The 19,165-nt window shown below is 71.8% G+C and carries 14 protein-coding genes and 2 pseudogenes; 4 read left to right on the top strand and 12 right to left on the bottom strand.

Features of this window, described 5'->3' with window-relative positions:
• Nucleotide 1 precedes the first annotated feature (1 nt).
• From opcA to tkt, 4 genes and pseudogenes are all read right to left on the bottom strand, one after another.
• Complete coding sequence (gene opcA, locus OO52_RS12355; protein ID WP_030643344.1) at nucleotides 2-928, bottom strand: glucose-6-phosphate dehydrogenase assembly protein OpcA; 927 nt, start codon at nucleotides 926-928, stop codon at nucleotides 2-4.
• Nucleotides 925-2,410: pseudogene (locus OO52_RS12350) on the bottom strand (glucose-6-phosphate dehydrogenase). The gene opcA and the pseudogene OO52_RS12350 overlap by 4 nt, the downstream one beginning before the upstream one ends.
• Entirely contained in the window at nucleotides 2,407-3,552 is a 1,146-nt protein-coding gene (tal, locus tag OO52_RS12345; RefSeq protein ID WP_030643342.1) for a transaldolase, read from the bottom strand. The pseudogene OO52_RS12350 and the gene tal overlap by 4 nt, the downstream one beginning before the upstream one ends.
• A 41-nt stretch (nucleotides 3,553-3,593) precedes the next feature.
• A complete protein-coding gene (gene tkt, locus OO52_RS12340) occupies nucleotides 3,594-5,669 on the bottom strand; it encodes a transketolase (RefSeq protein ID WP_030643339.1) in 2,076 nt (691 codons plus the stop codon).
• 146 nt (nucleotides 5,670-5,815) lie between these two features.
• Here tkt and OO52_RS12335 point away from each other — a divergent pair, with 146 nt between their 5' ends.
• Nucleotides 5,816-6,706, top strand: coding sequence for a helix-turn-helix domain-containing protein (locus OO52_RS12335; protein ID WP_030643337.1), 891 nt, complete (start codon nucleotides 5,816-5,818; stop codon nucleotides 6,704-6,706).
• Nucleotides 6,707-6,730: 24 nt separating this feature from the next.
• Here the strand turns inward: OO52_RS12335 and OO52_RS12330 are convergent, their stop codons facing one another.
• The 5 genes and pseudogenes from OO52_RS12330 to OO52_RS12310 form a co-directional block, all read right to left on the bottom strand.
• Nucleotides 6,731-8,125: a glycoside hydrolase family 16 protein gene (locus OO52_RS12330; RefSeq protein WP_030643335.1), complete on the bottom strand. Its 1,395-nt coding sequence runs from the start codon at nucleotides 8,123-8,125 to the stop codon at nucleotides 6,731-6,733.
• Nucleotides 8,126-8,576: 451 nt separating this feature from the next.
• Nucleotides 8,577-10,412, bottom strand: a complete 1,836-nt coding sequence (locus tag OO52_RS12325; RefSeq protein ID WP_030643333.1) for a LamG-like jellyroll fold domain-containing protein — start codon at nucleotides 10,410-10,412, stop codon at nucleotides 8,577-8,579.
• A gap of 474 nt (nucleotides 10,413-10,886) precedes the next feature.
• Nucleotides 10,887-11,378 (bottom strand): annotated as a pseudogene (locus OO52_RS47135) (DUF4981 domain-containing protein); the annotation flags it as partial.
• Between the two features lie 116 nt (nucleotides 11,379-11,494).
• Nucleotides 11,495-13,180: a carbohydrate binding domain-containing protein gene (locus OO52_RS12315; RefSeq protein WP_030643329.1), complete on the bottom strand. Its 1,686-nt coding sequence runs from the start codon at nucleotides 13,178-13,180 to the stop codon at nucleotides 11,495-11,497.
• A gap of 197 nt (nucleotides 13,181-13,377) precedes the next feature.
• Nucleotides 13,378-14,496 (bottom strand): ATP-grasp domain-containing protein, encoded by a 1,119-nt coding sequence (locus OO52_RS12310; RefSeq protein ID WP_030643328.1) that lies wholly within the window; start codon nucleotides 14,494-14,496, stop codon nucleotides 13,378-13,380.
• Nucleotides 14,497-14,845: 349 nt separating this feature from the next.
• On the opposite strand from OO52_RS12310, the gene OO52_RS12305 reads away from it, so the two are divergent.
• Entirely contained in the window at nucleotides 14,846-15,751 is a 906-nt protein-coding gene (locus OO52_RS12305) for a metallophosphoesterase family protein (RefSeq protein ID WP_030643325.1), read from the top strand.
• Nucleotides 15,699-16,391 carry a 4'-phosphopantetheinyl transferase family protein gene (locus OO52_RS12300; RefSeq protein WP_030643324.1) on the top strand — a complete coding sequence of 231 codons (693 nt, stop codon included), beginning with the start codon at nucleotides 15,699-15,701 and terminating at the stop codon, nucleotides 16,389-16,391. Before OO52_RS12305 ends, OO52_RS12300 begins: the two co-directional genes overlap by 53 nt.
• 77 nt (nucleotides 16,392-16,468) lie before the next feature.
• Here the strand turns inward: OO52_RS12300 and OO52_RS12295 are convergent, their stop codons facing one another.
• The 3 genes from OO52_RS12295 to OO52_RS12285 all read right to left on the bottom strand — a co-directional run bounded on the left by OO52_RS12295 (nucleotide 16,469) and on the right by OO52_RS12285 (nucleotide 18,238).
• The gene (locus OO52_RS12295) at nucleotides 16,469-16,696 is read right to left on the bottom strand and encodes a hypothetical protein (protein WP_030643321.1); all 228 of its coding nucleotides are present in this window, start codon (nucleotides 16,694-16,696) and stop codon (nucleotides 16,469-16,471) included.
• Nucleotides 16,697-17,009: 313 nt separating this feature from the next.
• Nucleotides 17,010-17,567 (bottom strand): hypothetical protein, encoded by a 558-nt coding sequence (locus OO52_RS12290; protein ID WP_030643319.1) that lies wholly within the window; start codon nucleotides 17,565-17,567, stop codon nucleotides 17,010-17,012.
• 14 nt (nucleotides 17,568-17,581) lie between these two features.
• Nucleotides 17,582-18,238: a helix-turn-helix domain-containing protein gene (locus OO52_RS12285; RefSeq protein WP_030643317.1), complete on the bottom strand. Its 657-nt coding sequence runs from the start codon at nucleotides 18,236-18,238 to the stop codon at nucleotides 17,582-17,584.
• Between the two features lie 242 nt (nucleotides 18,239-18,480).
• Between OO52_RS12285 and OO52_RS12280 the strand changes: the two genes are divergently transcribed.
• Entirely contained in the window at nucleotides 18,481-19,152 is a 672-nt protein-coding gene (locus OO52_RS12280) for a hypothetical protein (RefSeq protein ID WP_030643315.1), read from the top strand.
• Nucleotides 19,153-19,165 lie beyond the last annotated feature (13 nt).

Here is a 19,165-nt window from a genome sequence, read left to right as displayed (position 1 = left end):
CTCAGGCGTTCTCCTTGGAGCCCTCGCCCTGGAGGGCGATGGCGTACATCTCGTCGGCATCGAGCCGGCGCAGTTCCTCGGCGATCAGTTCGGAGGTCGCACGCACCTTCAGCGCGAGGGTGCGCGGCGGCTGGCCCGGCAGGGTCAGCGTGGCCAGCGGGCCCTCGGGCCGGTCGACGACGATCTCACCGTTCGCGGTGCCCAGACGTACGGCCGTCACGAACGGGCCGGCGCTGTGCACCCGGTCCACCGGGACGCCCAGGCGGGCCTGGAGCCAGCGGGCGAGCAGCTCGGCGCTGGGGTTGTCGGCCTCGGCCTCGACGGCCGCCGAGGTCACCTTCACGCGGGCCTGGTCCATGGCCGCGGCCAGCATCGACCGCCACAGGGTCAGCCGGGTCCAGGCGAGGTCGGTGTCGCCAGGGGCGTAGGTGCGGGCCCGGGTGTCCAGGACCTCCAGCGGCCGCTCGACGGCGTACAGGTCGGTGATCCGGCGCTGGGCGAGCGCGCCCAGCGGATCCTTGGACGGCGCCTCGGGCGCGTCCACCGGCCACCACACGACCACCGGGGCGTCCGGCAGCAGCAGCGGCAGCACCACCGAGTCGGCGTGGTCGGACACCTCGCCGTAGGTGCGCAGCACGACCGTCTCGCCGGTGCCGGCCTCGGAGCCGACCCGGACCTCGGCGTCGAGCCGCGAGTGGGTGCGGTCCCGCAGGGTACGGGCCTGCCTCCGGATGACGACCAGGGTGCGCGAGGGGTGCTCGTGCGAGGCCTCCTCGGCCGCCTTGATCGAGTCGTAGGCGTTCTCCTCGTCCGTGACGATGACCATCGTCAGGACCATGCCCACAGCGGGCGTCCCGATGGCGCGGCGGCCCTGCACCAACGCCTTGTTGATCTTGCTTGCCGTGGTGTCGGTCAGGTCGATCTTCATGGCCTGCGCCAGCTCCGTCCGTCTCGTGCGAGCATCTCGTCGGCTTCCCTCGGTCCCCAGCTGCCCGACGCGTACTGCGCCGGCCTGCCGTGCGCCGCCCAGTACTCCTCGATCGGGTCGAGGATCTTCCAGGACTCTTCCACTTCCTGGTGACGGGGGAACAGGTTGGCGTCGCCGAGCAGTACGTCCAGGATGAGCCGCTCGTACGCCTCCGGGCTCGACTCGGTGAACGACTCGCCGTAGGCGAAGTCCATCGACACGTCCCGGATCTCCATCGACGTGCCCGGCACCTTCGAACCGAACCGCACGGTCATTCCCTCGTCCGGCTGGACGCGGATGACGATCGCGTTCTGCCCCAGTTCCTCGGTGGCGGTGGAGTCGAACGGCGAGTGCGGGGCCCGCTTGAAGACCACCGCGATCTCGGTGACCCGGCGGCCGAGCCGCTTGCCGGTGCGCAGGTAGAAGGGGACGCCCGCCCAGCGGCGGTTGTCGATGCCCAGCTTGATCGCGGCGAAGGTGTCGGTCTTCGACTTGCGGTCGATGCCGTCCTCCTGGAGGTAGCCGACGACCTTCTCGCCGCCCTGCCACCCGGCCGCGTACTGGCCGCGCACGGTGTGCCGGCCCCTGGAGCAGGTGGTTCTGGATGACGTCCCGGGCGGCGCCGATGCCGTCGTAGTAGCCGGCCCGGCCGCCGATGCCGATGTCCTCGGCCATCGTGATCTGCACGTGGTCGACGTAGGACCGGTTCCAGATCGGCTCGTACATCTGGTTGGCGAAGCGCAGCGCCAGGATGTTCTGGACGGTCTCCTTGCCGAGGTAGTGGTCGATCCGGAACACCTGGTCCGGCTCGAACACGTCGTGCACGATCGTGTTCAGCTCGCGCGCGCTGTCCAGGTCGTGCCCGAACGGCTTCTCGATGACCGCGCGCCGCCAGGAGCCCTTCGGCGGGCTCGCCAGCCCGTGCTTCTTGAGCTGCTGCACCACCTTGGGGAAGAACTTCGGCGGCACCGAGAGGTAGAAGGCGAAGTTGCCGCCGGTGCCCCGGGAGGAGTCCAGCTCGTCGACGGCGTCCTTCAGCTGCTTGAACGCGGTGTCGTCGTCGAAGTCGCCGGGGATGAACCGCATGCCCTCGGCGAGCTGCTGCCACACCTCCTCGCGGAACGGGGTGCGGGCGTGCTCCTTCACGGCGTCGTGCACGACCTCGGCGAAGTCCTGGTCGGCCCAGTCCCGGCGGGCGAACCCGACGAGGGAGAAGCCCGGCGGCAGCAGACCGCGGTTGGCCAGGTCGTACACGGCCGGCATCAGCTTCTTGCGGGACAGGTCACCGGTCACTCCGAAGATGACCAGGCCCGACGGCCCGGCGATGCGGGGGAGCCGGCGGTCGCGGGCGTCCCGCAGCGGGTTCACCCAGTCGGCGGCCGGGGCAACCGGCACGCGCACCTCCTCGGGTGCGGGCGCCTGGGCGGGTGCGTTCTCGGTCATCGGGCGTCAACTCCCTTGCTCTTCAGGGACTTCGCTACGGCGTCCAGAAGGTCCTGCCAGGCCACCTCGAACTTGGCGACACCCTCGTTCTCCAGTTGCCGGACGACCTCGTCGTAGGAGATGCCGAGCCGCTCGACGGCGGCCAGGTCGGCGCGGGCCTGGGCATAGCCGCCGGTCACCGTGTCCCCGGTGATCTCGCCGTGGTCGGCGACCGCGTTCAGCGTGGCCTCAGGCATGGTGTTGACGGTGCCCGGCGCGACCAGCTCGTCCACATACAGAGTGTCCTTGTACGCGGGGTCCTTCACACCGGTGGACGCCCACAGCGGGCGCTGCTTGTTCGCCTTGTCCGCGGCGAGGGCCAGCCAGCGGTCGGACGCGAAGACCTCCTCGTACGCCTCGTAGGCGAGGCGGGCGTTGGCGAGGGCCGCGCGGCCCTTGAGGGCGAGGGCCTCGTCGGTGCCGAGCGCGGTCAGGCGCTTGTCGATCTCGCTGTCCACGCGGGAGACGAAGAAGGACGCCACCGAGTGGATGGTGGCGAGGTCGACGCCCCGCTCGCGGGCCTTCTCCAGGCCGGCCAGGTAGGCGGCCATGACCTCGCGGTAGCGCTCCAGGGAGAAGATCAGGGTCACGTTGACGCTGATGCCGAGGCCGATGACCTCGGTGATCGCCGGCAGGCCCGCCTTAGTCGCCGGTATCTTGATCATCACGTTGGGCCGGTCGACCAGCCAGGCGAGCTGCTTGGCCTCGGCGACGGTGGCCTCGGTCTCGTGGGCGAGCCGCGGGTCGACCTCGATGGAGACCCGGCCGTCCCGGCCGCCCGAGGCGTCGTACACGGGACGCAGGATGTCGGCGGCGTCCCGCACGTCGGCGGTGGTCATCATCCGTACGGCCTCGTCGACCGTCACCCCGCGTACGGCGAGGTCGGTCAGCTGCTCCTCGTAGCCCTCACCGGAGCCGATGGCGGCCTGGAAGATGGACGGGTTGGTGGTGACACCGACGGCGCTTCCGCTCGCCACCAGCTCGGCGAGGCTGCCCGAGGTGATCCGCTTGCGGGACAGGTCGTCCAGCCAGATCGACACGCCCTCGTCGGCGAGGCGCTTGAGGGCTCCCGGGGTCGGGATTGCTTCGGTCACTGTGCTCATCTCTCTTTTTGTGCGTCGGTGTGCGTCGGTGTGCGTCGGTGTCAGGCGCGCGCGGCGGCGAGCGACTCGCGGGCCGCCGCGGCGACGTTCTCGGGGGTGAAGCCGAACTCGGCGAACAGGGTCTTGGCGTCGGCGGAGGCACCGAAGTGTTCGAGCGAGACGATGCGTCCGGCGTCGCCCACGAACCGGTACCAGGTCAGGCCGATGCCGGCCTCGACGGCGACCCGGGCCTTCACGGCCGGCGGCAGCACCCGCTCGCGGTACTCGCGCGGCTGCTCCTCGAACCACTCCACGGACGGCATGGACACCACCCGCGTGCCGATCCCCTCGGCCTCCAGCCGCTCCCGCGCGGCCACGGCGAGCTGCACCTCGGACCCCGTCGCGATGATGATCACCTCCGGGACCTCCGTCGAGGACTCGCGCAGCACGTAGCCGCCCTTGGCCGCGTCCTCGTTCGGCGCGTACACCGGCACGCCCTGGCGGGTGAGCGCGAGCCCGTGCGGGGCGGGGTGCGTGGCGTGCCTCTTCAGGATCTCGGCCCAGGCGATCGCGGTCTCGTTGGCGTCGGCCGGGCGGACGACGTTCAGGCCCGGGATGGCGCGCAGCGAGGCCAGGTGCTCGACCGGCTGGTGGGTGGGGCCGTCCTCGCCGAGGCCGATGGAGTCGTGCGTCCACACGAACGTCACCGGCAGCTGCATGAGCGCCGACATGCGCACCGCGTTGCGCATGTAGTCGGAGAAGACGAGGAAGGTGCCGCCGTAGATCCGGGTGTTTCCGTGCAGGGCGATTCCGTTCATCTCCGCGGCCATGGAGAACTCGCGGATGCCGAAGTGCACGGTACGGCCGTACGGGTCCGCCTCGGGCAGCGGGTTGCCCTCCGGCAGGAAGGAGCTGGTCTTGTCGATGGTGGTGTTGTTCGAGCCGGCGAGGTCGGCGGAGCCGCCCCACAGCTCGGGGATCACCGGGCCGAGCGCCTGGAGCACCTTCCCGGAGGCGGCGCGGGTGGCGACGGACTTGCCCTCCTCGAAGACCGGGATGCTCTGCTCCCAGCCCTCGGGCAGCTCGCCCTTGCTGACGCGGTCGAACAGCTCGGCCCGCTCGGGGTTGGCGGCACGCCACTCGGCGATCCGCTTGTCCCAGGCCGCGTGCGCCTCGGCACCCCGGTCCAGGGCCCGCCGGGTGTGCTTCAGGACCTCGTCGGCCACCTCGAAGGTCTGCTCCGGGTCGAACCCGAGGAGGCGCTTGGTGGCGGCGATCTCCTCCGCGCCGAGCGCGGAGCCGTGGGAGGCCTCGGTGTTCCGCGCGTTCGGGGCCGGCCAGGCGATGATCGTGCGCATCGCGATGATCGACGGCCGCTCGGTCTCGGCCTGGGCGGCCTTCAGCGCGGCGTGGAGGGCGGGGACGTCGATGTCGCCCTCGGCGGTGGGCGCGACGCGCTGGGTGTGCCAGCCGTAGGCCTCGTACCGCTTCAGCACGTCCTCGGAGAAGGCGGTCGCGGTGTCGCCCTCGATGGAGATGTGGTTGTCGTCGTAGAGGAAGACCAGGTTGCCGAGCTTCTGGTGGCCGGCGAGCGAGGAGGCCTCCGCGGAGACGCCCTCCTCCAGGTCGCCGTCGGAGACGATGGCCCAGACGGTGTGGTCGAAGGGGGAGGTGCCCGCGGGGGCGTCCGGGTCGAACAGGCCGCGCTCGTAGCGGGCGGCCATCGCCATGCCGACGGCGTTGGCGACGCCCTGGCCGAGCGGGCCGGTGGTGGTCTCCACACCCGCGGTGTGCCCGTACTCGGGGTGGCCCGGCGTCTTCGAGCCGTGCGTGCGGAAGGCCTTGAGGTCGTCGAGCTCCAGCTCGTAGCCGGCGAGGAAAAGCTGCGTGTAGAGGGTCAGCGAGGTGTGGCCGGGGGAGAGGACGAACCGGTCACGGCCGGTCCACTCCGGGTCGGCCGGGTCGTGTTGCATCACCTTCTGAAAGATCGTGTACGCGGCAGGCGCCAGGCTCATCGCGGTGCCCGGGTGTCCGTTGCCCACCTTCTGCACGGCGTCGGCCGCCAGAAGTCGGGCGGTGTCCACGGCGCGCCGGTCGAGGTCGGTCCACTCGAAGCTCTCGGAAGTCTGCGTAGTCATCTTCAAGAAGTCCTCGTTCAGTGCGGGGAGGCTGGCCGGACGCGTTCAAACTTAAAAGTCTGACTTTTTCGAGGAAAGGTCGGGGTGTGTCAGCCTGTGGTGAATCTGGGACAGTGATCACGAGACAGAGATGGGACGAACCGGGCATGGCTGGCATAAGACACCAAGCTGAGGGTGACGGGATCAGAACGTTCCCCTTCCCGGCCGACCTGGCCGTCGGCGGCGTCGGCATGCAGATCGGCCCGATGGGCACCGACCACCGCTGGCACGTCGACGCCCCCCTGCACCGCGTCCACCGTATCGACTTCCACGTCGTCATGCTCTTCACCGGCGGCCCGGTACGGCACATGATCGACTTCGCCGAGTACGAGGTCACGGCCGGCGACCTCCTGTGGATCCGCCCCGGACAGGTCCACCGGTTCTCCCGCGACTCCGTGTACCGCGGAACCGTCCTGACCATGCAACCCGGCTTCCTGCCCCGCGCCACCGTCGAGGCCGCGGGCCTGTACCGCTACGACCTGCCGCCGCTGCTGCACCCCGGCCCGGCACAGCTCGCCGCGCTCCAGGCGGCCTTCGACCAGCTCCGACGCGAGTACGAGGACACCGAGACGCTCCCGCTCAGCCTGCACACGGCCGTCCTGAGGCACAGTCTGACCGCGTGCCTGCTGCGCCTCGCCCACCTCGCCGCCAGTTCGGCCGAGACCTCCCGGCAGCACACCGACAGCACCTTCACCCGCTTCCGGGACGCCGTCGAACAGGGCTTCCCCACCAACCACAGCGTCAGCGCCTACGCCGACGCCCTCGGTTACTCCCGCCGCACCCTGGTCCGCGCCGTCCGCGCGGCCACCGGCGAGACACCCAAGGGCTTCATCGACAAGCGCGTCGTCCTGGAGGCCAAGCGCCTCCTCGCCCACACGGACCTGCCGATCGGCCGCGTCGGGGTGGCCGTGGGCTTCCCCGACGCGGCGAACTTCTCCAAGTTCTTCCACCTGCACGCCGGTCAGACGCCGGTGGCCTTCCGGGCGGAGCTGCGTTGAGCGCCGCGCCGCGGGTCTTTCCGGTCAGTGACCGAAGTCGAACCAGTTCACGTTCACGAAGTCGGCCGGCTGACCGCTGGTGAAGGTGAGATAGACGTCGTGCGTGCCGGTCACCCCGCCGATGTTGGCCGGGACCGTCCGCCAGGACTGCCAGCCGCCCGTGTTCGCCAGGGCGAAGCTGCCGACGGGTGCGTTGGCGCGGCTGTCCAGGCGCACCTCGACCAGACCGCTGACCCCGCCGGCCGCACCGCTGGCGACCCGGGCGTAGAACTGCCTCGCCGCGGTGGAACCGAAGTTGACGCCCTTGTACAGCGCCCAGTCGCCGTTCGCGAGGGATCCGATGTCCTGGCCGCCGCCGGTGTCCGTGGTGGTCTCCGTGACGACGCCGGACTGGCCGTCGTAGGACTCGGCCTGGACGGGGCTGTAGGCGTCCCGGTCGCCGGTCGGCGGGGGAGTTGTGCCGCCGCCGGAGGACCGCAGGACCTGTACGTAGTCGACGACCATCGGGTGGCCCGGCTCGGTCCCGCTGTCGGGACCGCCGCCGAACGCGGCCGGGAAGCCGCCGCCCATGGCGACGTTGAGGATGATGAAGTAGCCGTGGTTCGTGGCGTTCGCCCACGTCGTCGCGTCCACCTGGTTCGCCCTGACCGTGTGGAAGTTGACGCCGTCGAGGTAGAAGCGGATCTCCTCGGGGCTGGTCGAGCGGTCCCACTCCATCGCGTAGGTGTGGAAGCCCGCCTGACAGGTGGTGCCGGTGCAGGAGGTGGAGTTGCCGATGCCGGAGGTCTCGTTGCAGGGGCCGCTCGGATTGGTGCCGCAGTGCATCGTGGCCCAGTCGGTGTTCAGACCCTGGACGTTCTCCATGATGTCCAGCTCGCCGATGCCCGGCCAGTTCCAGTAGTTGCCGCGGAACGGCGCGCCGAGCATCCAGAACGCCGGCCAGTAGCCCTTGGCGGCGGCGCCGGTGACGTTCGGCATCTGGATCCGCGCCTGGACGCGCAGCTTTCCGCCCGCCGGGGGCTGGAAGTCGGTGCGGGTGGTCTCGATCCGACCGGAGGTCCAGTTGCCGGAGGCGTCGCGGCGCGGGGTGATGAGCAGGTTGCCGTTCCCGTCCAGTGCGACGTTGCCGGTGCTCGACGTCATCGTCTCGACCTCGCCGGTGCCCCAGTTGGCGGCCCCGCCGGGGTAGGACGTCCCGGTGTCGTACTGCCAGTCGGTCGTGTTGACGCCGGAGCCGGCCGCGCCGTTGAAGTCGTCCACGAAGACCTGCGTCCAGCCCGAGGGCGGGGTGGGCGCGGACGCGTCGGCGGGCGCGGTGGCGGCCGTGGCGAGGGCCGCGGCCAGGCCGAGGGCGGCGACGGCGGTGGCGAACGCGCGCCGCAACGGGCGGGGTCTGGGGATGCCGGAGGATGCGCTCATGGGGAGCCTCTCGGGTGCGGGTGTGTGCGGGGTTTCCGTGAGAGCGCTCCCAAGGGTGCTGTGGCACGCCTGCTTGAGAGCGCTCTCACGGTGCCGCCAATGTGCTCCCCGACTCCGGGACCGTCAAGACTTGAAGCAAGGAAAGTCCTTGCCGCGTAAGGAAGTTCAGGGGGTGAAGCCGCCCGTACCGGCTCAGACCGCGCTGCCCGCCGTCCGGTCCGCCCAGGACAGGGTCCAGCCGTTGAGCCCGTTGGCCGGGCCGACGGTCCGCTCGCCGGAGCTCCGGACGATCACCACGTCCCCGAGGTGGCCGGCCGCTGGGCGCGCGGCACGTCCGGTGAAAGGGGGGGTGCTTCCTGACATGCCGGCGAGAACGACGGGCCCGCGCCGGGGCGCCCCGGCGGGCCGGCGCCGCCTCAGGCACCCGTCAGGTCGGTGATCCTCGCGGGGCTCAGTGGGTCATGAAGGAGGTGACGGGCAGCGCCCGGGACACGATGCGGACGTCACCGAGCCGCCCGTGCAGGATCTGGTCGATCTTCCCGGCGTACTCGTAGCCGCCGAGCAGCCAGGGCAGCCCGGCCGAGGCGATGCCGACGGCGGTGGCGTGCGGGTTGCGGGCCACGGGGCAGCCCTGGACGTACATCGTCGTGTGCCGCCCGTCGTTGACCACGGCCACGTGCCACCACTTCTCCCGGGCGGTCTCGTCGCCCCAGTTGGTGGCCAGCCGCCGCTGGTCGAGCGGATGGGCCGCCCACTGCGGACCCGGGCCGTCGGAGATCGACAGCGTGGCCAGCGGCTCGTCCGGGTCGTCGGTGACCGGGCCGACGGAGCCGTTGCGGCCGGTGCGGCCGACCAGACCGGACCAGGCATGGTGGCCGGCGTCCCAGTCGGCGGGCAGACGGTAGAACGCCTCGATGGTGTAACCGCGCTCGAAGGTCGCCGAGTTGAGCGGAGCGCCGTCGACCGTGCGCAGGTAGGCGCCCCGCAGCGGGGACTTGAAGCCCTGGAACTCCAGGCTGCCGTGGCCGGGCTGGTCGGGATGGTGATCGGAGGACCAGGTCAGCGTGCCGCCGCCGACGGAGACCACGGTGAGGTCGTTGCCGCGCCCGGACAGATCACGGACGGTGCCCGTCACCGCCGTACCCTCGGCGTGGCCGTCGAACCGCCAGTAGGCGACCGTGCCCGGTACCAGCAGCCGGGACACGGGCCGCGCAGGGCGAGCCGGTACCGGGTCGAAGCCGGAGAACCGGTCGCTGAAGTCGATCTCGACGGAGAAGCGGTCGGTGTCGCCGCTCAGCTCGATCTCCTGCCGCTCCAGCTCGTTGAGGCCCTGGGCGGCCCGGCCCAGGATCCATGGGGAGATCGTCTCCACGTCGATGACGTCGCGGTCCAGGTCGAACCGGTAGAGGCGGATCATCGCCGCGCCGCCGAAGTAGCGGTTCTGGTAGTTCGTCAGGTGCAGGTGCACCTCGTGGCCCGCCGCGTTCTTGCGGACCGCCCGGCCCGCGGGCCAGTAATGGCCGTTCAGGGTCAGGAAGATCTGGTCGTGGCCCTCGATCAGCCGGTCCCACAACTGCTGCCCGTACGCGGACAACGTGTTGTCCTCGACGACCAGTTCGTGGGTGATGAGGACGACCGGCGTCCTCGGGTGCCGGGCGAGGACGTCCTCAGCCCAGGCGTACCCCTGGTCCGACAGCCGCCAGTCCAGCGCGAGCACCATCCACTCGCGGCCGGCCGCCTGGAACAGGTGGTAGGTGTTGTACCCGTCCGGAGAGGCGCCGCCGAAGGTCGGCCTGCCCCGGAAGCGCTCCGGGCCGAAGGTGTCCAGGTACGGGGTCGGGCCGCGCTGGTCGTCGGTCGAGGACCGGACGTCGTGATTGCCGGCGAGCACGCTGTAGCCGACGCCCCGCCGGTCCAGGACGGCGAACGCCTCCCCGATCGCGGCGCATTCGGCCTCGGCGCCGTTCTGCGTGAGGTCGCCGAGGTGGGACAGGAAGACGATGTTCTCGTCCCGGCCGTGCTCCAGCAGGTACCGCAGGGACGCCTCGACCGGTCGCCGGTCGATGCTGGGCCCGTCGTACAGGTACTGGGTGTCGGGCATCACGGCGAGGGTGAAGCGGCGGCTGTCCGGGTCCGGCCGCCAGGCCGGGGCCGCCTCGGCGGTCGCGGGCAGCGCCGCACCGGCGGTGGCGACGGCGCCGAGCAGCGCGGTCGCCCTCAGGAAACCACGCCGGCCGGCACCGGTCCGCGCGGCCTCTTCCTGGGCGGGGTCATGCGATGTGCACACGGGTGCTCCGTAAAGGTGACAGGGAGGACGAAGGTGACGGAGAGGCAAGGGTCAGGGGACGTGCCGGGTCGGCGTGGTGGTGGTTCTGGCTGCGGTGGGGTGCGGGGGTGTGGTGGCGGTCGTGGCGGCGGCGGGGCGCGGGAGTGTGGTGGCGGTTCTGGCGGCGGCGAGGTGGGAGGGCGCAGGGGCGGTTCTGACCACGGCCTGGTGGGAGGGCGTAGTGGTGGTTCTGGCTGCGGCGGGGTGCGGGGGTGTGGTGGCGGGCGTGGCCACGGAGAGGTGCGAGGGCGCAAGGTCGGTTCCGACCACACCCTGAGGGGAGGGCGCGAGGTTGGTTCTGACCAGGGTCAGGCGTGAGGGTGCCGTGGTGGGACCGTGGGCAGTCGTGCGCGGAGCGAGCCCCGCCGCGCGGCCCGGGGCCGGTGGCGCCGAGCCGTCCGAGCGGGCCGTCGTCGGAACGCGGCCGGTGACGACCGCCCGCAGCGGGACGCACGGCGCGCACACCTCCGTACCGCGCGGTGCCCCCGGCCGGTCCTCGGCCGTCACCACGCGCAGCGTCAGCCAGGCCGGAACGCCGTCCGCGGGCAGCCTCCACGGCAGGGGTACGGCCGCGGTCTCGCCCGGCCGCAGATCCGGCAGCTCGGCGGGTGCGGTCAGCCCACGGCCGTCGGCCAGGGCCAGTTCCCAGGTGGCCGCCAGCCAGCCGAGGCCCCGGACGCGCTGCCGGTTGGTGACCACGATCCCCTCGTGCCGGTGGCACCGGATGCCGACCGGCGCCGAGACGTCGCCGCCGTACGCCGAGCGGCGGCCGGGCGCGGCCACACCGCTGTCGTCCGCCCCGGTGCCCACGGGCCCAATCGGTCTTCCGTCGTTCACGCGCCGCACGATTCCGTGGCCCCGGGACCCCCCGGTGAAGCCGCACTGAAGACCCGGCGTTGACTCGATGGCCGCCCAGTGATCCACGAGCGCACGCCCGCGGACGCGTCGAGCGCCGCACCGAGGTCCACCCGGGCCTGGGGCCACTCGCATGAAAACGGAGGGCCGCTCCGCCGAGCGGCCCTCCGCGTCACCTCACCGTCGCGTCAGCCGGTGAAGCCGGCCGTGATCGAGGTGAACTGCCAGTTGCTCTGGCTGATGCCGGAGCAGTTCTCGGCGACACCGCCGCCCGGGCAGGGCCGGTCGCGGTTGACCGACCAGAAGGCCAGCCGCGCGATGTGGTGCGAGTTCGCCCAGTCCCGGATCTGCGTCCAGATCGCGGGAGTCGTCGTCTCCTGCTGGTCGGACAGGCCGTTCATGCCGGAGATGCCGATGTGCGCGTAGGCGGTGGCGTCGTCCCAGCCGAAGGTGGACTTCAGCTTGTTCTTCAGCCCCTCCGCCGCGTTCACCGTGTTGCCGTACATGTCCGAGCCGCCGCCGAAGTCGAACGGCATGATGGTGAACACGTCGATGTTCGCGCCGAGCGCCTGCGCCTGCTCGATGAGCCGGTTGCCGTAGTACGTCGGCCCGGTGGTGGACGTGCCGAACGTGACGATGGTCTTCAGGCCCGGGTTGTTGGCCTTGACCGTCTTCAGCGCGGTGAGGATCTTCGCCTGGACGGCCTCGTTCTCGAACTCGTCGCTGTTCTCGATGTCGAAGTCGATGGCCTTCAGGCCGTAGGCGTCGACCACCTTCTGGATCGCCCCGGCGAGCGCGCTCGCCGAGGAGCAGTTGGCGCCGAGCTTGCTGCCCGACCAGCCGCCGAACGACGGCACGATGTCACCGCCGGTGGACCGGATCTGGTTGATCGCCGACTGGTCCACGCCGCCGGTCAGCGGCCGGCTGCCGTCCCAGGCCGGGGTGCAGCCGCCGGAGTCCAGTACGAACGCCATCGTGAACCACTTGGTCCCGGTCGCGTTCATCACCGTCGTCGGGTTCGGCGGATCGCCCCAGCCCTGGTACAGGTACGGCGCCGCCTGCTTGAAGCCGGTGCCGCCGCCGGTGCCCGCGTCCGTCGTCACCGTCACGGAGTTGGAGGCCGGCGAGGTGTTCCCGGCCGCGTCCCGTGCCTTCACGGTGAAGGTGTAACCCGTGCTCGGGGACAGCCCGCTCACCGTGGCCGACGTACCGGAGACGCTGAGGAGCTGGTTGGCGCCGCTGTAGATGTCGTACGCCGTCACGCCCACGTTGTCCGTGGCCGCGTTCCACTTCAGCGACACGCTCGACGACGTCTTGCCGGTGGAGGTGAGCCCGCTCGGCGCGGTCGGCGCCTGGGTGTCCCCGCCGCCCCCGCCGCCCGGGCCGTCCAGGCCGATGTCGTCGGCGTAGTAGGTGCCCTGGCCGTACCAGCCGTGCACGTAGATGGTGGCGCTCGTCTGCGAGGCACCGGTGGTGAAGGAGACGCTGAGCTGGCTGTACGCCGACGGGGACGAGGTCCACGTGGACGCGCCGCCGTTCACGCCGAGGTACACGTAACTGCCGCGCACCCAGCCGCTGAGGCTGTACGTCGTGTTCGGCTGCACGGCGACCGTCTGGCTGCACTGCGCGTTGTCGCTCGACGTCACCGCGCCTTGCAGCGCCTTGGTGCCGCCGTGCACGGGGGAGGAGACGACCGAACCGAGGTTGCCGGTGCAGGTCCAGGGGGAGAGGCCGCCGGACTCGAAACCGGGGTTGGTGAGGATGTTGGCCGCGTGGGCCGTACCGGGGAGGGCGATGGCCCCGCCGACCGCGAGGGCGGCGGAACCGAGCAGAGCGAGAAGCCGGCGTCTGGGACGCCCGAGTGTGTCGCGCACGCGATCTCCCTGTCAGGGGTGGGGTGTTCGGGAGTGCAGGGGAGTGCGGAAGCGTTGCGTCAACGAATTTGGTATGGACCAATCCACCCTGTCAAGGCGAAGAACGGAATTGGTCCATACCGGTGTGCACCAGCGCCCCGGTGGGGGCGCGGGGAACCGCGCGACGGGCCACGGCGGACCCGCAGCCGGCCGGCGGCCTAGAGCGGCAGTACCTCGCCCGCCGAAGCCGCCCGCACGGGCGCCGGCACCGCGGGCAGCAGCACCTCGGACTCCACCCGTTGCCGCGGAAGCGACGCGGGCGCCAGCGGACGCGGCCCCGACACCACCGTGTAGTCCTGGCCCAGGAACGGCGGCTCGATCACCCCGGGGTCCTCACCCAGCGCCAACTGCACGGCGGCCCACGGTGCGTTCACCCCACAGAGCGACAGCTGGTGCAGGCCCCCGGCGGGCCGGGTGTTGACGTCCAGCAGCACCGGCCGGTCGCCGAGCATCCGGAACTGGATGTTGGACAGATGGTGCAGCCCGAAGCCCTCCGCGATCAGCCGGGCCGACGCCAGCCACCGCTCGTCCAGGGTGAAGCCCCGGCGGCGGCCGTTCTTGGTGCGGCCCACCGCGAGCCGCACCCGGTTGTCCGGCCCGGTCAGGCAGTCGACGGACACCTCGGGCTGCTCCAGGCGCGGCATCACCAGCCAGTCCACGGGCTCCTCGGCCCGTCGCAGCGCCTCCACGACCAGGTCGAGCTGGACGTACGGGCCCGGGAAGCCGGTCAGGTGGCTGAGCGAGAAGGGGGAGCGGGTGATCATCCGGAAGCCCACCCCGCCCGCGCCGGCCGCCGGCTTGAAGCACGGCCGGTGCCCGGCCGCCTCCAACTCCTCCACCGCGGCGATGAGTTCGTCCGCCGTGCGGACCCGGTGCCACGGCGGTACCGGGACGCCCACCGAGCGGACCGCCTCGTACGCGACCGCCTTGTCCTCGAACACGGCGACCGCCTCGGGCGTCGGCGCCAGCAGCGCCGTACCGGCCGCCGCGAACTCGGCCCGCTGCGCCACGATCGCGGCCTGGTGCAGCCGGGGCACGAACACGTCGATGCCGCGCCGAGCGCACTGGTCTAGGGCGTACTCGACGTACGCGGCCGGGGACAGGCCCTCCGGCTCCAGCTCGGCGGTGTCGGCGGCGGCCAGCACGGGGGAGTCCGGATCGCCGTGCGTGGCGTGGATCTCGACCGCGCGGTCGCTGGGATTTCTCCGCAGCTGATCCATGAAGAACACGTTCTCCGCGTACGTGCGGTTGAGCCAGACGCGTACGCGAGAGAGCATGCAGGCCGCCTTTCGGGTGTGCGGGCAGGGCGGAGCGGCCCGTGCCCGGGCAGGAGGGAGGAAGGGTCACCAAACAGCCCCGGAAAGAAGGGGGGTTGAGGGCGCTGGTGTTGGGGCGATCATACGGCTTTCCAGGGGTCCCTCGTGCAACGCGGGTGTTACGGATTCGCGGGGTCTCCGGTCACGGATTCGCAGGGCGCCCGGTCACGGATTCGCGGGCCGTCCGGATCGGGGACGCACCCGAGGCGGGCCGGGCCCGGATCGCGACACGCGGCGAGGGAACCTCTTGTCCGGTGCCGGGGACATGTGCTCTCGTTGTTCCATCGGATGATCGGAAGGGGTGTGCGGGGTGGACTCGACGGCCGGGGCCGGACAGCTGCTGGCCATCAGCGACCTGCACATCGGTTATCCGGACAACCGCGCCCTGATCGACGGCATGCGGCCCGCCGGCGACGACGACTGGCTGATCGTGGCCGGTGACGTCGCGGAGACCGTCGCCGACATCCGCTGGGCCCTCGGCACGCTCGCGAGCCGCTTCGGCAAGGTGCTGTGGGCACCCGGGAACCACGAGCTGTGGACCCATCCGAGCGATCCGGTCACCCTGCGTGGCGTCGCCCGCTACGAGCACCTGGTCGAGGTGTGCCGCGAGCTGGGCGTCGTCACCCCCGAGGACCCCTACCCCGTGTGGCACGGCGCGGGCGGCCCGGTCGCCGTGGCCCCGCTCTTCCTGCTCTACGACTACTCGTACCTGCCTGCCGGCTCCGCCACCAAGGCGGAGGGCCTGGCCTACGCGGAGAGCACGGGCATCGTCTGCAACGACGAGTTCCTGCTGCACCCCGACCCCTACCCGAGCCGTGAGGCGTGGTGCCGGGCGCGGGTCGCAGAGACCGAGCGCAGGCTGGCCGAGCTGCCCGAGGACCTGCCGACCGTGCTGGCCGGGCACTGGCCGCTGGACCGGCACCCCACCGAGGTCCTGTGGCACCCCGAATTCGCCATGTGGTGCGGTACCACGCTGACCGCCGACTGGCACCGCCGGTTCCGGGTCGCCACCATGGTCTACGGCCATCTGCACATCCCGCGCACCACCTGGCACGACGGAGTCCGCTTCATGGAGGTCTCCGTGGGATACCCCCGCGAGTGGCGCAAGCGTCCGGATCCGCCGGGAAGGCTGCGCCGCGTCCTGCCGATGGAGGTCGAAGCAGGTGATCGAGGAGCTGCTCCCGGAGTCGGTCGTGGCCGTGGAGGCGCGCGCTGACGACCCGCTGTGGGACTCCCCGCTCCACCCGGCGGAGGAGGCGCTCGTCGCGCGCTCGGTGGCCAAGCGGCGCCGTGAGTTCGCGGCCGTCCGGGGCTGCGCCCGGCGCGCCATGGAGAAGCTCGGCGTGCCGCCGCAGCCCGTGCTCACCGGCGAGCGGGGTGCCCCGCTCTGGCCGGACGGGCTGCTCGGCAGCATGACCCACTGCGACGGCTACTGCGCCGCCGCGCTGGTCCGCGCCACCGACCTCGCCTCCCTCGGCATCGACGCCGAACCGCACGGGGCGCTGCCGGAGGGCGTGGGCTCCTCCGTCTTCCTGCCCGCCGAGGCCGAGCGGCTCGACCGGCTGGCCGCGCGGTGGCCGTCCGTGCACTGGGACCGGCTGCTGTTCAGCGCCAAGGAGTCCGTCTACAAGGCGTGGTTCCCGCTCACCCGCACCTGGCTGGACTTCTCGGAGGCCGACATCACCGTGCGGCTGGACGCCGACGGCGAACCGTCCGGCGCCCTGCACGCCGAGCTGCTCGTCCCCGGTCCCGTGATCGGCGGCCACCGGCTCCAGTCCTTCGAGGGCCGGTGGACCGTGCGGCACGGCGTGGTGGCCACGTCGGTGGTCATACCGCACCCCGCCCCACGGCCCTGACGGCGATCCCACCCGGCCCCACCGCCACCGTCGCCCTGCCGTGCGGGTGACGGCGGCGGCGCTGGCCGCCCCGGCGCTCAGACGGGCCGGCACCAGTTGCGCAGGAGCCGGAAGAACTCCGCCTCGTTGCCCGCGAGTCCCGCCCGGGCCAGTGCCCGTTCCGCCTCCGCGAGCACGACGGGCGGGACGACGGCGGGCCGGTCGTGGTCCGGCGGCCCGTCGAAGGCGGCGCGCACCGTATGCAGCAGGCGCAGGTAGGCCTGTACGGCGGTACGCTCACGGTCGGTCAGTACGGCGGTGGGCATCGGTCGGCTCTCCCCGAATAGGCGTCACGGTCACGCGCCCTGCGGCGCCGTGCACCGCGTCGTACGGCGCACACTCCCAGCTTGCCGCCCACCACTGACAACGCCGCCCGGCTCCGCGCCGGTTAGCCCGCTTAGCCGAGGAGGAACCGCCCCGTTCGCCCCGCGCGATGGGCCACCCGATCCGGCGAAACGTTTCTCAACTTCCGCGCGCCACACCCCGCTCCGGGGCGGCGAGCCGCCGGCTCCCCGCGCGGACGGCGTCGAGCGCACCCCGAGCGCCACCGGGCCGCTCGGCCGGCGCGCCCGGCCCGGTTCAGCCCTGCGGGCCCGGGTACCCCAGCGACGCCTCGATGCGGCCGGCCACGCCGTCCCGCTGCACCGGCCCACGCAACGACGAACCGGCCAGCCACGTACGGCACTTGCTGGCCAGCAGCAGCCCGAACGTCTCGGCGTCCCGCTCCTCGGCGACGTCGAAGCGGCTGCGGGCCGCGACGCGTTGCACCGCGGCCTGGAGCGCTTCCTGGTCGGTGTCGTCGCGCAGCAGCCGGGTCGCGGCGCCGACACCGTCCATGTGGAGCCCGCAGTGGTCGGCCTGCATGTGCCACAGCTCGTGGCCGAGGATCACCAACTGGTGGTCAGGTGCGGTGCGTTCCTCCACCACGACGACGTCCCGGTCGGTCAGGTCCAGCCAGAGCCCGCTGGCCGTGCCGGGCGGGAAGGCGGCCGTACGGAAGTGCACCGGACGCCCGCGCCGGCGGCTCATCGCCTCGCACAGCGCGCGGTACAGCTCACCCGCAGGCGCGGGCACGGGCAGCGTGAGCCCGCCCACCAGTTCGTTGCACAGCCGGCGCATGTCCCTGCCGATGCCCACAGTTCTCCCCCGGCTCACGACTCGGGCCGCTTGACGCTCTCCAGGAGCATGTCGAGCCACTCGGCGACCTTGTCCCGGTGCTGGTCGGTGGGCAACTGCGCGGCCCGCCAGGCGATTCCGCGGACCCCGTGGTCCTGCAGCAGTCGCTCCAGCGGATCCTCCGGGTCCTCGGCGGCGGCCCGCTCCCGGTCCGCGAGCTTCTGCAGCAGCTCCTGCTCGGTGCGCTGCAGCGCGCCCGCGAGCGCCTCGGGGTCCTCCGCGGTGAGGAAGCCGGCGTGCACCCGGAAGAAGCGCTGCAGGGCGTCGCAGTGCTCCATGGTGGGCCGCCGGTCGCCGTTGATGAGGGCGCCGGCCTGCTGCCGGGACATGCCCGCGCCGTCGGCGATCTCCTGCTGGGTGTACCGGCGTCCGCCCGGCTTCAGCCGGGTGCGGCGCAGCAGGTCCAGGCGCTGCAGGAAGCGGGCCTGGACGTCCGGCTCGCCCGCGGGCCGACCGCTGAGCAGAGCCTTGACCACTGGCTCCGGCACCCCGCAGGCGATGGAGAGCCGCCCGACGTCGAAGACCTCGGCATGCGGGACGCCGAGGCGGTCGGCGAGCGCGGTGACGCGGGCGACGACGGCCGGCAGCTGGGCGGTCGCCGAGGCGCCCGGATCCTCGTAGCCATCCGTCACCGACAGAACTCCTACGTCTCTAGAGGGCTTCAGATGCGTCCGTGCTTCTCACGAGCGATCGCCGTGAACTTCCCGGAGATTAGCGGGTGTCTCGAACTCACATCCAGGTGTCGCCACAACTGTGGCGAATTTCAGCCGTCAACCGGCACGAAATGCCACGATAGTTGACATGGCTCTTGCCTGGGCAGCAGGATCGCACTCGCCGCGAGAAAGGCCGCAGAGGCAAGAGGGGTGACCTCCCGATGGCATATCAGGCAGGAGGGCAGCGGCCGGCACCGCGGCCCGTCCCCGACACCTGCGAGATCCAGGCGTACCTCCAGGACTACGGAGCGCTGCTGGAGTCACAGTCCTGCCCGTCCCTGGTCGTCGACCACCACTGGAACGTGGTCATGGCCAACAGCGCGTTCGAGACACTTTTCCTCGGTGTGCGCCCCCACCCGACGGCCATGCCGGGGGAGAACTTCCTCCGGTTCGTGCTCTTCCACCCCGACGCCGGCGAGGTCCTCGGCGAGCACGAGTCCGGCTGGTGCCTGCCGATGCTGGCCCAGCTCCGGACCGTCCTGGAGACCCACGGACACGACCACGATCTCCAGGCGGTCCGCCGGGAGATCGCCCAGGACCCGATCATGGAGGCCGCCTACCGGCAGGGCCTGCCGCACTGGATCCGGGCCGTCGGCGAGGCCGCGACCCGCCTCGACGGCGCCGTACGCCTCCTGCACCACCCGGACCCGCGGCGCGGGCGCACCGAGTGCCGCATCGTCGAGGAGATCCCCCAGCCGCTGCGGGAGCTGGGGTACCGGCGTCTGACGATGGTCCTGCGCGACCCCCGCCGGCCCGCCGCACCGGTGCGTCGTCCGCGCCGCTCGCGGGACGCCTCCTCGCACCTGACGGTCGTGCCGTCCACGGAGGACTGACCCGGCACCGCCG

Source organism: Streptomyces flaveolus (assembly GCF_000716535.1).
Classification (GTDB): domain Bacteria; phylum Actinomycetota; class Actinomycetes; order Streptomycetales; family Streptomycetaceae; genus Streptomyces; species Streptomyces flaveolus_A.
This window is presented reverse-complemented; position numbering and strand designations above follow the sequence as displayed.

What these genes read in the sequence shown, in the direction of transcription:
- tal (WP_030643342.1), bottom strand. Translation starts at nt 3,552, where the DNA reads ATGAGCACAGTGACCGAAGCAATCCCGACCCCGGGAGCCCTCAAGCGC.
- OO52_RS12280 (WP_030643315.1), top strand. Translation starts at nt 18,481, where the DNA reads ATGGCATATCAGGCAGGAGGGCAGCGGCCGGCACCGCGGCCCGTCCCC.
- tkt (WP_030643339.1), bottom strand. Translation starts at nt 5,669, where the DNA reads ATGACTACGCAGACTTCCGAGAGCTTCGAGTGGACCGACCTCGACCGG.
- OO52_RS12295 (WP_030643321.1), bottom strand. Translation starts at nt 16,696, where the DNA reads ATGCCCACCGCCGTACTGACCGACCGTGAGCGTACCGCCGTACAGGCC.
- OO52_RS12335 (WP_030643337.1), top strand. Translation starts at nt 5,816, where the DNA reads ATGGCTGGCATAAGACACCAAGCTGAGGGTGACGGGATCAGAACGTTC.
- OO52_RS12310 (WP_030643328.1), bottom strand. Translation starts at nt 14,496, where the DNA reads ATGCTCTCTCGCGTACGCGTCTGGCTCAACCGCACGTACGCGGAGAAC.
- OO52_RS12330 (WP_030643335.1), bottom strand. Translation starts at nt 8,125, where the DNA reads ATGAGCGCATCCTCCGGCATCCCCAGACCCCGCCCGTTGCGGCGCGCG.
- opcA (WP_030643344.1), bottom strand. Translation starts at nt 928, where the DNA reads ATGAAGATCGACCTGACCGACACCACGGCAAGCAAGATCAACAAGGCG.